Origin of the sequence: Prochlorococcus marinus str. SB, assembly GCF_000760115.1 — a bacterium.
In the GTDB taxonomy this organism is placed as follows: Bacteria; Cyanobacteriota; Cyanobacteriia; order PCC-6307; family Cyanobiaceae; genus Prochlorococcus_A; species Prochlorococcus_A marinus_D.
Genome location: NZ_JNAS01000002.1, coordinates 733,075 through 752,867 on the forward strand (window position 1 = coordinate 733,075; position 19,793 = coordinate 752,867).

At 32.3% G+C, this 19,793-nt stretch carries 23 protein-coding genes; 17 read left to right on the plus strand and 6 right to left on the minus strand.

What is annotated here, in order from left to right:
- Positions 1-20: 20 nt before the first annotated feature.
- Together infC and miaA are read right to left on the minus strand one after the other, a co-directional pair.
- Entirely contained in the window at positions 21-593 is a 573-nt protein-coding gene (gene infC / locus EV02_RS02550; protein WP_032519972.1) for a translation initiation factor IF-3, read from the minus strand.
- 53 nt (positions 594-646) lie between these two features.
- On the minus strand, positions 647-1,546 hold the full coding sequence (gene miaA, locus EV02_RS02545) for a tRNA (adenosine(37)-N6)-dimethylallyltransferase MiaA (protein WP_032519974.1): 900 nt from the start codon (positions 1,544-1,546) through the stop codon (positions 647-649).
- A gap of 149 nt (positions 1,547-1,695) precedes the next feature.
- On the opposite strand from miaA, the gene gyrB reads away from it, so the two are divergent.
- From gyrB to EV02_RS02515, 6 genes are all read left to right on the plus strand, one after another.
- On the plus strand, positions 1,696-3,663 hold the full coding sequence (gene gyrB, locus EV02_RS02540) for a DNA topoisomerase (ATP-hydrolyzing) subunit B (RefSeq protein ID WP_032519975.1): 1,968 nt from the start codon (positions 1,696-1,698) through the stop codon (positions 3,661-3,663).
- The gene (locus EV02_RS02535; protein WP_032519977.1) at positions 3,660-3,989 is read left to right on the plus strand and encodes a hypothetical protein; all 330 of its coding nucleotides are present in this window, start codon (positions 3,660-3,662) and stop codon (positions 3,987-3,989) included. Before gyrB ends, EV02_RS02535 begins: the two co-directional genes overlap by 4 nt.
- Positions 3,990-3,992: 3 nt before the next feature.
- The gene (locus tag EV02_RS02530; protein ID WP_032519978.1) at positions 3,993-4,358 is read left to right on the plus strand and encodes a fluoride efflux transporter FluC; all 366 of its coding nucleotides are present in this window, start codon (positions 3,993-3,995) and stop codon (positions 4,356-4,358) included.
- 1 nt (position 4,359) lies between these two features.
- On the plus strand, positions 4,360-4,689 hold the full coding sequence (locus tag EV02_RS02525; RefSeq protein WP_032520497.1) for a CrcB family protein: 330 nt from the start codon (positions 4,360-4,362) through the stop codon (positions 4,687-4,689).
- A gap of 43 nt (positions 4,690-4,732) precedes the next feature.
- Complete coding sequence (gene mgtE / locus EV02_RS02520) at positions 4,733-6,139, plus strand: magnesium transporter (RefSeq protein ID WP_032519979.1); 1,407 nt, start codon at positions 4,733-4,735, stop codon at positions 6,137-6,139.
- A 101-nt stretch (positions 6,140-6,240) separates the two neighbouring features.
- A complete protein-coding gene (locus tag EV02_RS02515; protein WP_032519981.1) occupies positions 6,241-7,242 on the plus strand; it encodes an RpoD/SigA family RNA polymerase sigma factor in 1,002 nt (333 codons plus the stop codon).
- Here EV02_RS02515 and EV02_RS02510 read toward each other — a convergent pair.
- Positions 7,227-8,141, minus strand: coding sequence for an alpha/beta fold hydrolase (locus EV02_RS02510; RefSeq protein WP_032519982.1), 915 nt, complete (start codon positions 8,139-8,141; stop codon positions 7,227-7,229). The two genes, EV02_RS02515 and EV02_RS02510, sit on opposite strands and share 16 nt — an antisense overlap.
- 88 nt (positions 8,142-8,229) lie before the next feature.
- On the opposite strand from EV02_RS02510, the gene EV02_RS02505 reads away from it, so the two are divergent.
- Positions 8,230-9,228 (plus strand): carbohydrate kinase family protein, encoded by a 999-nt coding sequence (locus tag EV02_RS02505; RefSeq protein WP_032519983.1) that lies wholly within the window; start codon positions 8,230-8,232, stop codon positions 9,226-9,228.
- Here EV02_RS02505 and tsaE read toward each other — a convergent pair.
- On the minus strand, positions 9,186-9,623 hold the full coding sequence (gene tsaE / locus EV02_RS02500) for a tRNA (adenosine(37)-N6)-threonylcarbamoyltransferase complex ATPase subunit type 1 TsaE (protein WP_032519984.1): 438 nt from the start codon (positions 9,621-9,623) through the stop codon (positions 9,186-9,188). The two genes, EV02_RS02505 and tsaE, sit on opposite strands and share 43 nt — an antisense overlap.
- Before the next feature lie 51 nt (positions 9,624-9,674).
- Here tsaE and ahcY point away from each other — a divergent pair, with 51 nt between their 5' ends.
- Together ahcY and EV02_RS02490 are read left to right on the plus strand one after the other, a co-directional pair.
- Positions 9,675-11,093, plus strand: coding sequence for an adenosylhomocysteinase (gene ahcY, locus EV02_RS02495; RefSeq protein WP_032519985.1), 1,419 nt, complete (start codon positions 9,675-9,677; stop codon positions 11,091-11,093).
- Positions 11,094-11,095: 2 nt separating this feature from the next.
- Complete coding sequence (locus EV02_RS02490) at positions 11,096-11,755, plus strand: DedA family protein (RefSeq protein WP_032519986.1); 660 nt, start codon at positions 11,096-11,098, stop codon at positions 11,753-11,755.
- On the opposite strand, the gene EV02_RS02485 is transcribed toward EV02_RS02490, so the two are convergent.
- Positions 11,752-12,123: a single-stranded DNA-binding protein gene (locus EV02_RS02485; protein ID WP_011819235.1), complete on the minus strand. Its 372-nt coding sequence runs from the start codon at positions 12,121-12,123 to the stop codon at positions 11,752-11,754. The genes EV02_RS02490 and EV02_RS02485 overlap by 4 nt on opposite strands.
- 132 nt (positions 12,124-12,255) lie before the next feature.
- Between EV02_RS02485 and EV02_RS02480 the strand changes: the two genes are divergently transcribed.
- From EV02_RS02480 to EV02_RS02455, 6 genes are all read left to right on the plus strand, one after another.
- The gene (locus EV02_RS02480; protein WP_011819234.1) at positions 12,256-13,308 is read left to right on the plus strand and encodes a rod shape-determining protein; all 1,053 of its coding nucleotides are present in this window, start codon (positions 12,256-12,258) and stop codon (positions 13,306-13,308) included.
- 4 nt (positions 13,309-13,312) lie between these two features.
- Positions 13,313-14,062 carry a rod shape-determining protein MreC gene (gene mreC / locus EV02_RS02475; RefSeq protein ID WP_032519988.1) on the plus strand — a complete coding sequence of 250 codons (750 nt, stop codon included), beginning with the start codon at positions 13,313-13,315 and terminating at the stop codon, positions 14,060-14,062.
- Complete coding sequence (locus tag EV02_RS02470) at positions 14,062-14,580, plus strand: hypothetical protein (protein ID WP_032520498.1); 519 nt, start codon at positions 14,062-14,064, stop codon at positions 14,578-14,580. The genes mreC and EV02_RS02470 overlap by 1 nt, the downstream gene beginning before the upstream one ends.
- A gap of 194 nt (positions 14,581-14,774) precedes the next feature.
- Positions 14,775-15,521 carry a response regulator transcription factor RpaB gene (rpaB, locus tag EV02_RS02465; protein ID WP_011819231.1) on the plus strand — a complete coding sequence of 249 codons (747 nt, stop codon included), beginning with the start codon at positions 14,775-14,777 and terminating at the stop codon, positions 15,519-15,521.
- 50 nt (positions 15,522-15,571) lie between these two features.
- A complete protein-coding gene (gene lysS / locus EV02_RS02460; RefSeq protein ID WP_032519990.1) occupies positions 15,572-17,083 on the plus strand; it encodes a lysine--tRNA ligase in 1,512 nt (503 codons plus the stop codon).
- A 55-nt stretch (positions 17,084-17,138) separates the two neighbouring features.
- Entirely contained in the window at positions 17,139-17,384 is a 246-nt protein-coding gene (locus EV02_RS02455) for a hypothetical protein (protein ID WP_032519991.1), read from the plus strand.
- Positions 17,385-17,410: 26 nt separating this feature from the next.
- Here EV02_RS02455 and smpB read toward each other — a convergent pair whose 3' ends face one another.
- A complete protein-coding gene (gene smpB, locus EV02_RS02450) occupies positions 17,411-17,905 on the minus strand; it encodes an SsrA-binding protein SmpB (protein WP_011819228.1) in 495 nt (164 codons plus the stop codon).
- 52 nt (positions 17,906-17,957) lie between these two features.
- On the opposite strand from smpB, the gene ruvB reads away from it, so the two are divergent.
- Both ruvB and EV02_RS02440 read left to right on the plus strand, forming a co-directional pair.
- Complete coding sequence (ruvB, locus tag EV02_RS02445; RefSeq protein WP_032519992.1) at positions 17,958-19,016, plus strand: Holliday junction branch migration DNA helicase RuvB; 1,059 nt, start codon at positions 17,958-17,960, stop codon at positions 19,014-19,016.
- Positions 19,003-19,791 carry a tetratricopeptide repeat protein gene (locus EV02_RS02440; protein ID WP_032519993.1) on the plus strand — a complete coding sequence of 263 codons (789 nt, stop codon included), beginning with the start codon at positions 19,003-19,005 and terminating at the stop codon, positions 19,789-19,791. Before ruvB ends, EV02_RS02440 begins: the two co-directional genes overlap by 14 nt.
- The last annotated feature ends 2 nt before the right edge of the window (positions 19,792-19,793 follow it).

Below are 19,793 nucleotides of genomic sequence, written 5' to 3' on the forward strand. Positions count from 1 at the left end.
TATTTTTTGATAACAATTTATCACTCATCATTTTTTTTAATAAGAGGAGTTTTACGAGGACTTAAAAACATAATCATGTTTCTCCCTTCTCTTTTTGGTTTTTGTTGAACTTCTGATTGCTCTTCTAAATCATTAGCCATTTTTAAAAGAAGAGTCTCAGCTAAATTTGAGTGTTGAATTTCTCTTCCCCTAAAAATTACAGTACACTTTACTTTATCTCCCGATTTTAGAAATTTAGTAGCTTGACCAATTCGAACATCATAATCATGCTTATCAATTTTATACCTCATTTTTACTTCTTTAACTTCTGTTTGGTGAGATTTTTTCCTTGCTTCTTTAGCTTTCTTTTCTTGTTCAAATTTATATTTACCGTAGTCCATGATTCTACAAACAGGAGGATTTGCTTTTTCGCTCACCAAAACTAAATCAAGTTCTCTTTGAGATGCTATTTCTAATGCTTTTAATCTATCTATGACGCCTAATTGTTTTCCATCTGAATCAACGACTCTCAATTGAGGGTATTTTATTCTTTCATTTATATTTGGTAGCTCTCTAACTGGAGCTCGTCGGTCAAAGCGTGGGCGTGGGGGCATTCAGTTAATTAAATAAATTGATGGGATGATGAACAAAATCTATTTTTATAAAGTTAGCTTAAAAAAGACTCTATTTTAATTATTGCATCTTTTAGCAGGTTTTTGTTATTAAGCCAAATAGGATTATTTTTATTACGAAACCAAGTTTTTTGTCTTTTGGCAAATTGGATTGTTTTTGTAGCAGTTAACTCAATCGCTTTGTCTATTGTTGATCGGTTATTTAAAACATCCCTTGCTTCTCGATAACCAATGGTTTCTAATATTGGCAAATCAAATCCGTATTTAGAGATAAGGTCTTTCGTCTCCTCAATAATTCCCGATAAAAACATTATTTTTGTTCTTTGAAAAATTCTTTCTTTTAAATTATCTCTATCTAATCCAAGCTCTAGGATATTCCAGTTAGGCGATTTTTGAACTTTCAGAGTTGACAAAGGTTTACCCGTTACATAAAAGACTTCTAAAGCTCTGATTGTTCTAATTTGGTCAGCAAAATTGATTTTTTTTGTTGATAATGGATCACAATTTTTTAATAGGTCCCAACATTTTTCCTGACCAAGTTCTTCTAATTGTTTTCTGAAATTATTTTGAGGAGGGACATCTGGTACAAAAAATCCTTTTGTTATTGAGTTCATATACAACCCACTTCCTCCAACAAGAAAAGGTAAATTATCTTTTTTAATTTCACCCTTAATAGATTTTTGAGCAATTTCTTGAAATTGTTTTACATTAATTGGATTGATTGGTTCCTCAATATCTATTAAAAAATGCTTTATTTTTTTTTGTTGGATTCTAGATGGCTTGGCTGTTCCAATATCCATGGACTTATAAATTTGTCTTGAATCGATATTGTGTATATGAGTTTTAAAATATTCTGCAATTTCAATAGCTAATTCTGTTTTGCCACTTGCGGTAGGCCCAATTAAAATTATTACATGAGGTAGAGACGGAGACATATGAATTTCTGAAGAAAAAAAAATTAGCTATATAATTAAAGTGATTAAATTTTTCATTGAATTCGAGCCTTTATCTTTTTGCGGTGGTAAGTTTAATGAAATACCTTTTAAAAATAACATTTTAAAAGTCTAATATTTTTTTATATTAAATGAGTGAGGACAAAAGATCTAATAAAATCTCAAATGATTATGGTGCGGAACAGATACAGGTTTTAGAGGGGTTAGAACCAGTTCGTAAACGCCCTGGGATGTATATAGGTTCAACAGGACCTAGGGGATTACACCATTTAGTATACGAGGTAGTTGATAACTCGGTTGATGAAGCACTTGCAGGACATTGCGATCACATAGAAATAGTTCTTCGAGCAGATGGCTCTGCTTTAATTTCTGATAATGGCCGAGGTATTCCAACAGATATTCATCCAAGAACAGGGAAAAGTGCCTTAGAAACCGTACTAACTGTACTTCATGCAGGAGGGAAATTTGGAAGTGGTGGTTATAAAGTTTCAGGAGGTTTGCATGGAGTAGGAATATCTGTAGTTAATGCTCTTAGCGAATGGGTTAATGTGACTGTTTATAGGGATGGAAGCGAATTTAATCAAAGATTTGAAAAAGGTGTATCAAAGGGTGAATTGGAAACTAAAAAGCAGATTGGCAAATCATCTAAGAAAGGAACAACTATTTGCTTTAAACCCGACAAAACGATTTTTTCTGGAGGAATTGAATTTGAATATGCTCTTCTTTCATCTAGATTAAGGGAGCTCGCTTATCTTAATGGTGGAGTAAAAATTGTCTTTAGAGATGAGAGAAATACATTATCAGATGGTTCTTTTAAAGAAGAAATTTACCTGTATCAAGGAGGTATTAAGGAATATGTTGAATATATGAATGCTGAAAAAGATTCTCTTCATAATGAAATTATTTATGTTGACTCACAGAAAGAAAATGTATATGTAGAAGCAGCTTTACAATGGTGTTCAGATGTATATTCAGATAATATTTTAGGATTCGCAAATAATATTAGAACTATTGATGGAGGAACTCATATTGAAGGGCTAAAAACTGTTTTGACAAGAACTTTTAATAATCTTGCAAAAAAAAGAGGCAAAAGAAAAGATATTGAAAAAAATTTAGCAGGCGAAAATATTAGAGAGGGTTTGACTGTTGTTTTATCAGTAAAAGTTCCAGATCCCGAATTTGAAGGGCAAACAAAAACAAAATTAGGAAATACTGAAGTACGGGGAATTGTGGATTCTCTCATTGGGGAGGCTCTCACAAAATATATGGAATTCAATCCTGGAATTTTGGACTTGATTCTTGAAAAAGCAATTCAATCATTTAATGCAGCAGAAGCTGCGAGAAGAGCTAGAGAATTAGTAAGAAGAAAAAGTGTTCTAGAAAGTTCTACATTACCGGGTAAATTAGCAGATTGTAGTTCTAGAGATCCCTCAGAATCAGAAATTTATATAGTTGAAGGAGATTCAGCAGGTGGCTCTGCAAAACAAGGACGAGATAGAAATTTTCAGGCTATTTTGCCTCTAAGGGGTAAAATTCTTAATATTGAAAAAACTGACGATACTAAAATTTATAAAAACACAGAAATACAGTCATTGATAACAGCTCTAGGATTAGGGATAAAAGGAGAGGAGTTCGATGAGAACTCTTTGAGATATCACAGAGTTGTCATTATGACGGATGCTGATGTTGACGGTGCTCATATAAGAACTTTATTGCTGACATTTTTTTACAGATACCAAAGAGAACTTGTTGAGAAAGGTTTTATATATATTGCTTGTCCCCCTCTGTATAAAGTTGAAAGAGGTAAGAATCATAATTACTGTTATAACGAGAATCAATTAAAGGATACAATTCAAGGTTTTGGAGAAAATGCAAATTATAATATCCAAAGGTTTAAGGGATTAGGTGAGATGATGCCAAAACAATTATGGGATACAACTATGAATCCTCAAACGAGGATGATGAAAAGGGTTGAAATCGAAGATGCACTTGAAGCTGACAGAATATTCAATATATTAATGGGGGATAAAGTTGCACCACGAAGAGAATTTATTGAAACTCATAGTAGCAACTTAGATATGAAAACTTTAGACATATGATTAATAATGTTCTCAAGAATTTTTGTTTAATAACTTTTGCATTAATTGCTCCAATTACATTACCTGCAGGTGGGATCCAAAAAAGTTTTAATCATAATGAGTTTCCTAAAAATAAAAATGAAATTATATTGAGTTCCAATATTTCTCTTTATTCTTGTCCTGAGATTTATGCTAAAGAATTATTAGTTCTTGATGTAGGTACAACTTTATCAGTATTACGTAATTGGAAAGTCAGCAAAGATGAAACTTGGGTTAGGGTTGAATTATATTCTAATAAATTTTTAGATGATCCTAATAAGATTTCAAAAGGCTGGATAAAAATGTAAATTTTGGATTTTAGTTCAATAAGTATAATTTTACTCGGTAGTACTTTTGGATTAACACTGAGAACATTCATACAAAATAATTTTAAAAAAAGTATAGGTTTTGATATTCAAAATACTTCAATAGTAAATTTTTTATCATCTTTTTTATTAGGAATTTTAGTAGCTTTAAATTTTATTAATAACGAAATATTAGTTTTATTTTATAGTGGATTTTTAGGATGTTTTAGTACATTTTCTTCTTTTATATATCAACTATTTGAATTATTTAAAAAGAGAAAATTCGTCATATTATTTTTTCATTACATTGAAGTGATTATTTTTTCATTCCTTTTCTTTTATTTAGGTTATTTTGTTATTCAGTTTTTTTAAAGTGAAAATAAAAAATTTTATTTATATTCTTTTATCCGCTTACCTAGCTACTTTTTTAAGAATAACTATAAATAATAATTTTTTTATTTCAATAATCGGATCATTTTTAGTCGGTTTTTTTATTAGTAGAAGATTAAGTTATTCAACTGAAAAAATTTTATTGAATGGTTTTTTTTCTTGCTTTACATCTTTTAGCGGATTTATATATTTTTTGTACACAATTTTAAATCAAGGGGATTGGATAAAATTTATAATTTTTTTTAATTTAATCATCATCGTAAATTTATTCACAATGCTTTTCGGGTTTTGGATAAGTAGAAAAATTACTTAGATTTCATATAATGGTGTTGTTACTTTGATAAGGGATTATATTTATGAATGAAAATAATCTTGAAACAGTTACATCGTTATCTTCAGATTTAAGTACAAGAGAAAATATTACTATTCAACTTGAAGAATTACTCATCGCAGGAAATTATGATGAGGCAAAGTTACTTTTAGAGCCTTCCCAACCTGTAGATATTGCAGATGCTATTGGGAGCCTTCCACTAATATTACAGGCATTAGCATTTCGATTATTAAAGAAAAATGAAGCAATTGAAGTTTATGAATATTTAGATCCAGTAGTTCAGCAAACTTTATTAGAAAGGCTTCGTTCAGGAGAAGTTTTAGAAATTGTTGAAAAAATGTCTCCTGATGATAGGGTTCAACTCTTTGATGAATTACCAGCAAAAGTTGTACGAAAATTTTTATCTGCTCTTAGTCCTGGTGAAAGGAAAGTAACAGCTGAATTACTTGGATATGAGCCCGAAACTGCTGGGAGATTAATGACAACTGAGTTTATAGATCTTAAAGAGATGCAAACAGCAGCTGAGGCTCTTTCTTTAGTTAGAAAAAGAGCTCCATTTACTGAAACTATCTATAGCTTATATGTTACTGATAAAGAAAGACATTTAACTGGTATTCTCTCTTTAAGAGACCTTGTAACTGCTGATCCTTCAAAGCCAATTGGAGACGTTATGACAAGAGATGTAGTAAATATCGCTACTAATACAAATCAAGAAGAGGTTGCTAGAGCAATACAAAGATATGATTTTTTAGCTCTTCCAGTCGTTGATAAGGAAAAAAGACTTGTTGGGATAGTAACCGTCGATGATTTAATTGATGTCATAGAACAAGAAGCAACAAGAGATATTTATGCGGCTGGGGCAGTCCAACCCGGCGATGAAGATGATTACTTTCAAAGTAGTTTGTTCACGATTGCTCGAAGAAGAATTTTATGGTTATTAATTTTGGTTTTAGCAAATGGCTTAACGACAAAAGTAATAGCTATGAATGATCAAATATTAAAAGAAATAGTCTTACTAGCTGCATTTATTCCACTACTTATTGGTACTGGGGGGAATGTTGGTGCTCAAAGTTCAACGGTTGTCATTCGAGGTCTAAGTACTCAAAAACTGAAGTCTCTTGGTGCAATTAAGGCAGTAGTTAAGGAGGCAATTACAGGCGCTCTTCTAGGTGTTTTTATGATGCTTGTAGTATTTCCCTTTGCTTGGTGGCAAGGAGAAGGGCCTTTAATCGCCTCTGCGGTTGGAATAAGTTTGATATCGATAACAACTTTAGCTGCTACAACAGGAGCAATCCTCCCTTTGTTTTTTGCCAGAATGAAATTGGATCCAGCCTTAATGTCCTCTCCTTTCATTACAACCGTAACTGATATTGCAGGTGTATTTATTTATCTCAGCACAGCAAAATGGCTATTAAGCTCTTCATTAGGGTAAATTAAATAGGTATTTATTCTCATTTTTGTAAAAATGTGGATTTTTTTGTTTAACTTTACATTTCTTAATGGTATTGTTTACAAAACATCATTAAGATCTTCATGTCTTCTGAAACAATAAGCGAAACTAAAATAGCGTCAATCGCAAGTATAAAAGCCAGTAATGATGTAGATCTTGTTAGATCATACTTGAGGGATATAGGAAGAGTTCCATTACTATCACATGAACAAGAAATTACTTTAGGTCGCCAAGTTCAAGAGTATATGGAAGTTGAAAGAGCAGAATTAGAAATTATTGAATTAACTGGGGATAAGCCTAGTATTGATGAATTGTCTACCAAATTAAACTTAACTTCTTCCATAATTAAAAAAAGATTGAGAGCTGGACAGAGAGCTAAAGAAAGGATGGTTGCAGCAAATTTAAGATTGGTAGTAAGCGTTGCAAAAAAATATACAAAAAGAAACATGGAACTTTTAGATTTAATCCAAGAGGGAACTATAGGACTAGTTAGAGGTGTTGAAAAATTTGATCCAGCAAGAGGATATAAGTTTTCAACATATGCATACTGGTGGATTAGACAAGGTATTACAAGAGCAATAGCTGAAAAAAGCCGGGCAATAAGGTTACCAATTCACATAACTGAAATGTTGAATAAGTTAAAAAAAGGTCAAAGAGAACTCAGTCAAGAAATGTCTAGGACTCCAACTGTAACCGAACTTGCTAAATACGTAGAGCTTCCTGAGGCTGATGTCAAGGATTTGATGTGCAAAGCTGGGCAGCCAGTAAGTCTTGAAACCAAAGTTGGCGATGGCGAAGATACTGTTTTATTAGATTTACTGGCAGGGGGTGAGGATTTGCCAGACGAACAAATAGAGATGGATTGTATGAGAGGTGATCTGCATTCTCTTTTACATCAATTACCTGATCTGCAATGTAGAGTTTTAAGAATGAGATACGGAATGGATGGTGATGAGCCAATGTCCCTTACTGGTATAGGAAGGGTACTTGGTATAAGTAGAGATCGAGTAAGAAATCTTGAAAGAGATGGATTAAGAGGCTTGAGAAGACTTAGTGATAATGTAGAAGCTTACTTTGTTTCTTGAATAAATTCATTTATTAAATTATTTGTTTTTTCAGGTTCTTCATCATGAGGACAATGACCAACCCCATTTATAATATCTAGTCTTTTAATATTTCTGAATTGTTTCTTCCACTCTTTTGCTTCTTCTAAAGATTCCCAAGGATCTTTTTCTCCCCAAATTAATTGAATTGGAGCATCAACCTTATCGAAAAGGTCAGTCGCGAGATAATCATCAAATAAGTTAATAAAACCTCGAAATGCTTCTTTAGAGTTTTTCCTTTGAGAGGGTTGATAAAGTATTTCAATCAATTCTTTGTCAATATTTTTTCCTGTAGGGTAAGCTTGTTCAAGTATTTTCTTTATAACTTTTGGGTTGGCAGCTCTTGTAAAAAGTGTATTGCTAATTACTCTTTGTCTGACTATCGTTTTAAGTACAGGTCTTAGTAGATTCATTAAGATATCACTTTTTTTTAAACGTTTATCATCCATAGTTCTTTGTGCACAGTCAATCAAAATGATACCTTTGCAATTATCTTTTAGGATTTCAGCAGCTTTTAATGCAATAACACCACCAATTGAATTTCCTACTAAGTAAACAGGAGATTTTATTACCTCTGCACAAAATGTTGATATTTGATTACCCCATAAGTCAAATGAATATTTAATTGAGTTTTCTTTTTCAGGTTCGAAATTTAATAAAGCACTAGGCTGACTACTTTTTCCAAATCCTAATAAGTCAATTGCGTAGCAATTAGAAAATTTACCAAGAAAATCTTGATTATGTCTCCAGTGGTTTTTAGATGCCCCAAAGCCATGAACTAATAAAATTTGAATATTTTTTTCAGAATTAGATTCTTTGGATAAAGACCAAGAAATTTTCCAATTTTTCCACTGCCAAGTTTCAGATTTATTTAAAGACACTATGAGTTTGCTTTTAATTAAACTTTAATTCAAAAAAAAATTATTCGTTTTTAATAAATTATCCTTAGTTAAGAAAAAGCGTTCACTTATGAAAAAGAGAAAGGTCATATGTATTGGAGAGGCTTTAATAGACAGAATCAGAAATAAGTCAAATCAAGGATTTACAGATTTTTTGGGTGGTGCGCCGGCTAATGTTGCTTGTGCATTAAGAAAATTAAAAATAGATTCAACATTTATAGGAAGTTTGGGTAATGATGATTATGGAAAAAAATTTATTACGCAATTTGATCAATTGGGAGTTAATTTAGATTTCTTGCAATTAGATAATGATTCATCTACTCGCGTGGTTAATGTAGATAGAGATCAATTTGGTGATCGTTTTTTTTCAGGCTTTGAGAAAAGTTCTAATTCATGCTTTGCAGACGAAGTTCTTAGGAAGAAATTATTAGAAAAAGAAATTTTAAGTTTGGAGAAATCTTTTTTAGAAATAAAATATTTGGTTACAGGAACTATCTTATTATCATCTCCAATATCAGCAGAGACTGTTTTTTTTCTTGTGGAACAGGCTAATAAATTTGAAGTCAAAATAGTTATTGATTTGAATTGGAGAGAGGTCTTTTGGGATCATGCAAGTTTTTCATCAGAAATTAGTAAAGCGGGTAGAGTGAAATTAATTAAGAATTTTTTAAATCATGCAAATGTTTTAAAGCTTGCTAAGGAAGAAGCAACTTTGTTTTTTGAGGATGAAAATCCCTTGCTAATATCTCAACAATTGTCTAATAGACCAGATGTAATAATAACTGATGGAAAAAATCCCGTTTTATGGTATATCAACGGATTGCAGGGAATTACCGAAACTCTTACTTCACAAAAAATTGTTGATACAACTGGCGCAGGCGATGCTTTTCTGGCTGGCTTTATTTCAAAATTAATTTCTTTTGGCTATCCTTCAAATGAAGAAGAGATAGAAGATTGCATTAAGTTCGCAGGTGTTTGTGGATTATTAACTTGTCTTGGCGAAGGCGCCATCGATCAACAGCCAAATTATGAGGAGGCTAATAAATTTTTGGGATCTCTTATTTCGTAGTTTCTCCCGAAATTTTTTGCGTAACTAATTTCTATTTTCCAGAAATTATCAATAACTGGTTCTATTAATTCTGGCCATTCAATAACTAAAATGGCTTTCTTTTGTATTGCCTCTTCTTCTTCTGAAAAAAAAACTTCTTTCGCTGAAGTAATATTTTTTAACCTGTATAAATCAAGATGAATTAGTGGAATTCTTCCGGAGTTGTAATGATGCGATAAAGCAAATGTAGGGCTTGTAATGTCCTCAGAAATTGACAAGCCTTTAGCAATCCCTTGAACAAATGAGGTTTTTCCAGCCCCAATTGGACCCTGTAATAAAACAATTGATTGGGGATTTAATTTGCGAGAGAGTTTTTTTCCTAGATTTAAAGTTTCTTCTAAATTCTCAACAAACACAAATTTATTCAAAAATCATTTATAGTTTAATAGATAAAGTATTTACTAGATATGGTTATTGCAAATTCAGTTAAAACCTCTACACCTAATTACGTGATTACTGATATATCTTTATCAGATTTTGGACATAAAGAAATTAAAATTGCCGAAAAAGAAATGCCTGGATTAATGGCCTTGAGAGATAAATATCAATCTGAAAAGCCACTAAAAGGTGCAAAAATAGCTGGAAGCCTTCACATGACTATTCAGACAGCAGTCTTAATAGAAACTCTTGTTGATCTTGGTGCAGAAGTGAAATGGGCCTCATGTAATATCTTTTCAACTCAAGATCATGCGGCTGCAGCTATCGCAGATCAAGGAATTTCCGTCTACGCAAAAAAAGGTGAGACTCTTGACGAATATTGGCAATATACCCACTATATCCTTGATTGGGGTTCAGACTCTCCAAATATGATTCTTGATGATGGTGGGGATGCAACTGGTTTATTGATACTCGGCAGTAAAGCGGAAAAAGATTTGTCTGTTTTAGATAATCCCGGAAATGAAGAAGAAATTGCTTTATTCAATTCTATTAAGTCTAAATTAGAAAACGATAGTAACTTCTATTCTAGAATTAAGAGTAATATCATTGGTGTTACTGAAGAAACAACAACTGGAGTCGCAAGACTTTATCAACTGCAAAAGCAAAATGCTTTACCTTTCCCTGCGATTAACGTTAATGATTCAGTAACTAAGAGCAAATTTGATAATTTATATGGCTGCCGCGAATCTTTAGTAGATAGCATAAAGCGCGCAACTGATGTGATGATTGCTGGAAAGGTTGCCTTAGTAATGGGTTTTGGAGATGTAGGTAAGGGCTCAGCTCAATCATTACGTGGACTTGGTGCAATCGTAAAAGTTGCTGAAGTTGATCCAATTTGTGCTCTTCAAGCGGCAATGGAAGGTTTTAGCGTTGTTACGTTAGAAGATGTTGTGGAAGATATAGATATCTTTGTTACAGCAACTGGGAACTATCAAGTGATTACAAACGAAAATCTCGTCAAGATGAAAGATGAGGCCATAGTTTGTAATATTGGTCATTTCGATAATGAAATTGATGTGGCTTCATTGAAAGATTATCCATGGGAAAATATTAAGCCACAGGTTGATCACATAACTTTACCAAGTGGCAATAAAATAATTCTTTTAGCAGAAGGTAGATTAGTTAACTTAGGCTGTGCCACTGGACATCCAAGTTTTGTTATGAGTAATTCTTTTACTAACCAAGTATTAGCTCAAATCGAACTTTTCAATAAGTCAGAAAAATATGCTAAGGAGGTTTATGTTTTACCAAAGCATTTAGATGAAATGGTAGCTAGATTACATCTTGATAAAATTGGTGCAAAATTAACAAAATTAACTAAGGAACAAGCTGACTATATCAATGTCTCTGTTGAAGGACCTTACAAACCAGAGCTTTATAGATACTAAGTTTGAGTTTAATTTTTGTAAATTTTCTTACTTCAATTCCGGACTATATTAGTTTGGCTGTTGAAAAGAATTCAACAATTGCATACCTCACTATTTGTTTGGCTATGTTTTTGGAAAACATAATACCTCCAATTCCTTCGGAAATAATAATGCCATTAGGAGGTTTTTTTGTTTATCAACAAAAATTAAATTTCTATATTTTAGTTTTTTGGGGATTACTTGGAACTATTTTAGGATCATTGCCTTGGTACTATTTAGGTAGATTAGTAAATGAAAAAAGACTTTCAAATTTTCTAGATAAAAACGGAAAATATCTGGGTATTTCTCCTAGTGATTTAAGTAAAAGTAAAAGATGGTTTGATAAATACGGTGTTTCTTTAGTTTTTTGGGGCAGATTAGTACCAGGTATAAGAACTTTAATATCTGTTCCTGCTGGCATAGAACTTATGCCATTAAGAAAATTTTTGCTTTGGACTACATTTGGGAGCCTGATATGGGTAGCACTTCTCACTTATTCAGGTTATTTATTTGGTGAAAATTATCCAATTATTCAAACTTATTTAGATCAAATCAAATATGTTGTAAAGCCAATTTTAATTTTAATTTTCTTATATTTTTTTATAAGAATACTTATTAGATTTCTTAAAAAAAATAGAGTTTAAAAAGGAATTTCACTTGAGTTATTGCTGTTGGAATATTGGTTATTATCAGAATCCTTTCGTGAGCCTAGTAAGTTTAATCTATCTACCCTAACAACTGGTTTAAATCTATCTTCTCCAGTATTTTTATCTTTCCAGCTATCAATTTTAAAGCTTCCTGTAATTCCAATTAATGATCCTTTTTTCACATAATCTGCGGCTATTTGTGCTTGCTTGCCCCATATTTCTAAATTAAACCAATCTGGCTCTTCATCTCTGCTTCTTCTGTTAACTGCAATTGTGAAATTCGCTACTATACTGCCTGATTCAAAATATCTGACATCTGGTTCTCTTCCTGCTCTGCCAACAAGGTTAATAGTGTTAATTTCCATAATTTTTTTTTTTTATAATACTCATTTTTTCAGTTTCTGCTCAAAGTTTTACGTGCTATTCATAACTAAACGCCAGAATTCCGAGAGCTTATCAAAAAATAGATATATTATTTAAAAAAAGAAATTCTTATTGTGATTTTTAACAGATTTAAATTTTCTCGAGATATTGGCATAGATTTGGGAACTGCCAACACTCTTATACATGTATCAGGAAAAGGCGTTGTTTTACAGGAACCTTCTGTGGTAGCTATGGACTTAGAAGAAGGGATTCCATTAGCTGTTGGTAAAGAAGCAAAGTTAATGCTAGGAAGGACCCCTGGCAATATAAGAGCTGTAAGACCACTAAGAGATGGAGTTATCGCAGATTTTGATGCTGCAGAACAAATGATAAAAACATTTATTCAAAAATGTAATGAAGGCAAGGGGATAGTAGCTCCAAGGATAGTGATTGGAATTCCAAGTGGAGTTACTAGTGTTGAGCGAAGAGCAGTAAGAGAAGCTGGATTAGCGGGAGCTAGAGAAGTTCATTTAATAGATGAACCTGTCGCAGCGGCAATAGGAGCATCATTACCAGTAACTGAGCCAATTGGAACAATGATTGTTGATATTGGTGGAGGTACTACTGAGGTTGCAGTATTAAGTTTAGGAGGAACTGTTTTGAGTGAATCTGTTCGAATAGCAGGCGATGAAATAAATGAGTCAATTGCGCTTTATCTTAAAAAAGTTCACAATTTAGTTGTTGGAGAGAGAACTGCAGAAGATATCAAGATAAAAATTGGATCTGCATTTCCAGATGATGATTTTGATAAAACTACTTTAGAGGTTAGAGGTTTACATCTTTTATCTGGTCTACCTAGATCAGTCACTTTGACATCAGGAGAAATCAGAGAAGCTATGGCTGAAACACTTAGCAAAATAGTCGAAGCTGTAAAAAGAACTTTAGAGCGAACCCCTCCTGAACTTGCCGCAGATATTGTTGATAGAGGGATTATGCTTGCAGGTGGTGGAGCTTTAGTGAGAGGCATTAATGATTTATTGAGCGATGAAACAGGAATTTTTACTCACATAGCAGAAAACCCACTGCTTTGCGTAGTGAATGGTTGTGGAGAGGTGTTGGATGATTTTAAAAAACTCAAAAGAGTTGTTGACACTCCAGAATTCATAAGGAATGCGATAAGAGATTAATGTCATGATAGGTATCCGACGAATTTCTAATAGTCGTTGGTGGCATAAAAAGAAAAATTGGCTATTTTTTGCAATTTTTTTATTTTTGGTTTTTGTAAGAATATCTAAAGGAGCTTTTTATAAAGATTTTTATTATTTTATTTCAAAACCTTTTTGGCCTGGTCAATTTCAAAAAGAAATTGTTCTTGAGAGTATTGATCAAGAATATTTAATAAAGTTTAATCTTCTTAAAAAAGATAATATAAGATTGCGACAAATCTTATCTCTCCAAGAATCATCGAATGATAAACATATTTCTGCTGCAGTTATTTCGCGAAAAACAGGAGGTTGGTGGAGACAAATAATTTTAAACAAAGGTTCAAAGGATGGAGTAGAAATTGGCAATATTGTGATTGGTCCGGGTGGATTATTAGGAAGAGTAAAGAATACTTCTTTATTCACTTCGTCGGTAACTTTAATAACTTCTCCAGAAAGTAAGTTAGGTGTTTGGGTGGATAGAATTCAAATCAATGGATTACTAGTCGGTTTAGGAGATGATTATCCTAGCCTAATACTTTATTCAAAAGATGCCGATATTAAAGTCGGAGATTTTGTATCATCATCTCCTGCTAGTACATTATTACCTCCAAATATCCCTATTGGTATTGTTCAATCTATAGATGAGACGTTGAAATCAAAAAAAACGGCAAAAATTTTACTTTTAGCAAAACCTCATGTAATTGATTGGGTACAAATTTTGAAATTAAATATTTAATGAATAAATTTTTTACCAAAAAATTATCCATTATAAGCTTTATTTTTATCCCAATTATTTTTTTGTGGCACCCTAATTGGCTTGGATTTTTAGGTGTTCAGCCTTATTGGCCGTTATTTTGGTTATTGCCTTGGGCAATGATTAATGGATCAATTAATGGATTAGTTTTTGGTTTATTTTTAGGTATCATCTTAGATTCCATAACTTTAAATGAAAGTTTTACTCAAATTCCAGGCCTAATTTTTTGTGGATTTTTCTTTGGGAGAATTAAATCACATAGTGATTTTATGGTGGGACATTTTAGGTATGGTTTAATTTGTTCTTTTGGAAGTTTTTTATGCGGTACTCTTTATCTTGCACAAATTTTGTTTAGAAATTTTTTAGATGGTAATTTTTTAATGTTTATTCCAGGTGTAAAAAATATCTTAGCTGAAGTTTTTTTGACAGGTTTGTTTGCTCCTTTTATTTGCTCCCAACTTATAAGGATGTTTAAATTTTCAAGAAGAAAATTTTGGTAATAAATTTTGGTAATAAATTTTGCCAAGAGGAAAAAATGCTTGAAAAAATTTATATATTTTCAATTAATTTAAAATGTTTGTAAACCTTAGGAATATCTCTTTGAGGGTTCGTAATGTTATATTTTTAATTGTTAGAATAAATGTTCAATGCAATAATTCTTTGCTTTGAAATATCGACAAATCTTTTTTTAACTATGTCAAAAGCAAGAATTTTAGTTGTTGATGATGAACCAGCAGTTTTGAAGGTATTAGTTACTAGGCTTCAACTAGCAGGATATCAGGTATATTCAGCCACTAACGGCGAAGAAGCTCTTGAGTCTTTTCACAGGGATTCCCCAGATTTGATAGTTCTAGATGTTATGCTTCCAAAAATGGATGGATTTGCTGTTTGTAGAAGAATTAGAGCTGAGTCAGTAGTACCAATAATATTTTTAACCGCTCTAGAGGCTATTTCAGAGAGAGTTGCAGGTTTGGATTTAGGAGCTGATGATTACTTATCTAAACCATTTAGCCCAAAAGAGTTAGAGGCCAGAATAGCTACAATTTTGAGAAGAATGGGGCCAACTGTATCCGTTACTGAAACCAAAGAAGTTCCTTCAGGCAAAGGAGTTATGAAATTTGGAAGTTTAGTTGTTGATACTAATCGCAGACAAGTTTCTAGAGCTGGAGATAGAATCAGTCTAACTTATACTGAATTTAGTCTCTTAGAGTTATTATTTGACGAACCTGGTAAGGTTGTTCCTCGAGCAGAAATTTTGGAACAGCTGTGGGGCTATCCTCCTCGTAGAGCGGCAGATTTAAGAGTTGTAGATGTATATGTTGCGAGACTAAGAGGTAAATTGGAACCAGATCCAAGAAATCCAGAATTAATATTAACTGTTAGAGGGATTGGTTACGCATCTCAGAGAGTTGGGGAAACAGCAACATCTTTGGCAAGTTGAGCAATAGTCTGATAATTTTATTAAATAAAACAAATATATTTAAATAAATTTTGTCTGAAATAAAAGAAGCGCGCTTACAAAAAGCTAGTTCACTTGTGAATAAAGGATTTGCTTCTTACGCACAGAGCTTTAAGGTATCACATACTACCAGTTTTCTTATTCAAAAATTTGATCATCTAGAAAATGGTCAAGAGGAAGACTTCAGTGTTTCTATTGCTGGTAGAGTTCTTGCAAAAAGGGTAATGGGCAAAATTGCCTTTTTCACAATAAGCGATCAAGAAGGTCAGATTCAGCTTTATCTAGATAAAAGGATTATTAATTTCAATTTAGAAAAACAAAAATTACTTTCTTTTGAAGATCTCAAGGAAATAGTAGATATTGGTGATTGGATAGGAGTCTATGGAACTATTAAAAAAACTAATAAAGGTGAGCTTTCAATTAAAGTAGAAAAATGGGAAATGTTATCCAAATCATTACAACCTCTCCCAGATAAATGGCATGGATTGACTGATATTGAAAAAAGATATAGACAACGTTATTTAGATTTAATAGTAAATCCTCACTCTAAAAATGTATTTAAAACCAGAGCGAAATGTATAAGTTTTATAAGAAAATGGCTTGATAATAGAAATTTTTTAGAGATAGAGACTCCAATTCTGCAATCTGAAGCTGGTGGTGCTGAAGCAAGACCATTTATAACTCATCACAATACATTAGATATACCGTTGTATTTAAGAATAGCTACAGAATTACATTTAAAGAGAATGGTTGTTGGAGGTTTTGAGAAAGTCTATGAATTGGGAAGAATCTTCCGTAATGAGGGGATAAGTACAAGGCATAATCCAGAATTCACCTCAGTGGAAATTTATGAAGCTTATTCTGATTATGTAGATATGATGAATTTAACTGAAGAATTAATTAAAGATATCGTAGCTGATGCATGTGGGTCTTTAACTATAAATTATCAAAATAAAGAAATTGATTTTTCTAAGCCTTGGTCAAGAATATCCATGAAAGCTATTGTCAAAAAATATACAGGGATTGATTTTGATTCTTTCAGTGGAGACTTTCTAGCAGCAAAACAAGCCGTTAAAAATATCAATGTTGATTGTTCTAATAAAGTAAATACTATAGGAAGACTTTTAAATGAGGTCTTCGAGCAAAAAGTAGAATCAAAACTTATAGAACCCACTTTTGTTATTGATTATCCTGTTGAAATTTCTCCTTTAGCTAGGCCTCATCATGATAATAAAGAAATAGTTCAGAGATTTGAATTATTCATTGTTGGTCGAGAACTGGCAAATGCTTTTAGTGAGTTGATAGATCCAGTAGATCAAAGAGAAAGAATGCAATTACAGCAATCTCTTAGAGATGAAGGAGATCTTGAGGCTCACTGTATAGATGAAGATTTTTTAAATGCTTTAGAGATAGGCATGCCGCCTACGGGAGGATTAGGTATAGGCATTGATAGGCTAATTATGTTAATTACTAATAGCGCATCGATTAGAGATGTAATCCCTTTCCCATTGTTAAAACCAGAAATAACTTCCAAAAAAAGTTAAAAATTACCCTCGAATGAAGTAAAATAGATAAATTAATCCAATACGAAATTTTTAAATGAGTGGTGAACGTGTTGGTTTCCGTTTCAAACACGCGGATGCAGTAGTAAAAAGAAATCCTCAAGGCCGATCAAGAAGAGGATGGGTTATTGAACCAGTAGAGCAAACTACGAGTAGAGGTACAAAAATGCCTGCATACAAAATTCGCTGGAGAGATAGTGAGAGGCCAGAAACTGTATTGCAGCATATGCTAATTGCAGATCCAGATCCTTCACCACCTCCAACTTCAGTAAGTTTAGAATGATACTTTCAATAATTCTGACTAATCTTTTATCTTTTTAGTGCCGAGTTGATTTCTTTTTTTATGCTTTTTTGTTTTTCATCTTGTCGTTTGTCATGTAATTTTTTCCCTTTACCAACTCCAATAGTTAGTTTTATCCATGAGCCCTTTAAATAAAGAGATAATGGAACAATAGTCATTCCTTTTTTTTCAGTATTAGATTTCATTTTTATTATTTCTTTTTTATGTAGTAGCAACTTTCTATTTCTTAGTGGATCATGATTAAAGAAAGACCCCACATTTTTATGTGGTGAAATGTGAACATTTAATAATAAGATCTCACCATCTCTGAATGAACAGTATCCGTCTCTTAAATTTGCTTTTCCGTTTCTAATGGACTTTACTTCAGTCCCTAAAAGCTCAATTCCAGCTTCGATTGTTTCAGATATTGCATATTGAAATTTTGCATATCTATTATCAGCTAGAAGTTTAAAATTATTTGCTTTATTAGTATTTTTTTTAACTTTGTTTGAATTTTTTGCCATTTTAGTTGTAAAAAATCTTTCTACTCAGAACAATTGCAATTAACCTTTCATTATGGCAATAATTTCTTCCAATATAGACGATAATGACTTTTCTTTTCGTAAAAAAGAACTTAGGCTAGTTGACTCAAAAAACATTCCAGAAGAAAAGAGAAATAATAATTTGAACTTAGCCCGGCCTCTTAATTTAAAAGAATTTATTGGCCAAGAACAACTTAAATCTTCTTTAAGAATAGCCATAGATGCTTCAATTATTAGAAAAGAACCTTTGGAGCATACTCTTTTATATGGACAGCCTGGTCTAGGTAAGACTACTCTTGCTTTTTTGATAGCCCACGAATTGAATACAAAATGTAGGATTGCGACTGCACCAGCAATTGAAAGACCAAGAGATATTGTAGGTTTACTTCTTGGATTAAAAGAAGGTGAAGTTTTATTTATCGATGAGATACATCGCTTAAATAGGTTAACTGAAGAGTTGTTATATTCTGCAATGGAGGATTTTAGACTTGACTTAACTATGGGAGCTAATAGAGGAGCCCGTTGCAGAACAATTAATCTTCCTAGGTTTACTCTGATTGGCGCGACAACTAAATTAGCCTCAATAAGTGCACCTCTAAGAGACAGATTTGGGATATCTCAGAAAATTGAATTCTATACATGTGATGAATTAAAACAAATTATTGTTAATTTCTCTCGATTAATAAACCTCAATTTAGAAGATGAAGCATCTTATGATTTGGCAAAGATATCTCGAGGGACTCCAAGAATTGCTTTAAGATTATTAAGACGAGTTAGAGATTATGCTCAAGTTGTTATGAAGACTAATACTATTTCAGTGAATTTAATAAAAAAAGCTTTAAATTCTTACCAAATAGATGAAAAAGGATTGGATTCTTTAGATAGACACTATTTATCTTTTCTTAACCAAAATAATAATATTCCAACTGGCCTTGATTCAATTGCATCTGGGTTGGGAGATGATTCTTCAATGTTAGAATTTGTTGTTGAGCCATATCTTATTAAAATTGGTTTTCTCAGGAGAACTCCTCGAGGAAGATTGCTTACTGCTTTAGGAAAAAAGTACATTGATTCAAAAGATGATAACTTTTAAAAAAGTTAAGGTTTGTTTTTTATTAATTTTTATTTTTTTCAATATTTTTTATATTGCACCATGCTATTCATTATCTTCGAGAGAGGATTTGTTTAAAAATGCGTTAGATCTTAGTTCAGGCGGAAAATTTAATCTCGCTTTACAAGAATGGAATCAATATCTCGATTCTTATCCTGATGATGCTGCAGGTTTTAGCAATAGAGGAAATGTAAGACTTGTTGTAGGAGATGTTAAGGGATCAATAGATGACCAAAATAAGGCAATAAGTTTGAATCCTAGTGAAATTGATCCTTATATTAACAGGGGTATTGCTGAGGAAGCATTGGGTTTATGGTCGCAAGCGAAAAAGGATTATATGTTCGTTATTTCCCTAGATAGTAAAAATTTCTCTGCATTATATAATTTAGCTAACGTCGAAGGATCTACATACCATTGGGATAAAGCAAGAGATTTATTCTCAAAAGCTGCTTTATATAATCCAGGATTTGTTATGGCTAGGTCAAGTTTGGCGTTAGCAGATTTCCAGTTGGGAAATATTGATGAAGCTGAAAAAGAATTAATAAAGTTAATTAGACGTTATCCAACTTTTGCAGATGCTAGGGCAGCTTTAACAGCTTTGAATTGGTCTAATGGTGAAGCTGGTAAAGCAGAGAGTAATTGGATAGCGGTAACTGAATTAGATCCTAGATATAGTGATGGAGTATGGTTAAAAGAAGTAAGAAGATGGCCTCCTCAACCAATTAAAGATTTAATGAATTTTATCGATTTAAAATAAGT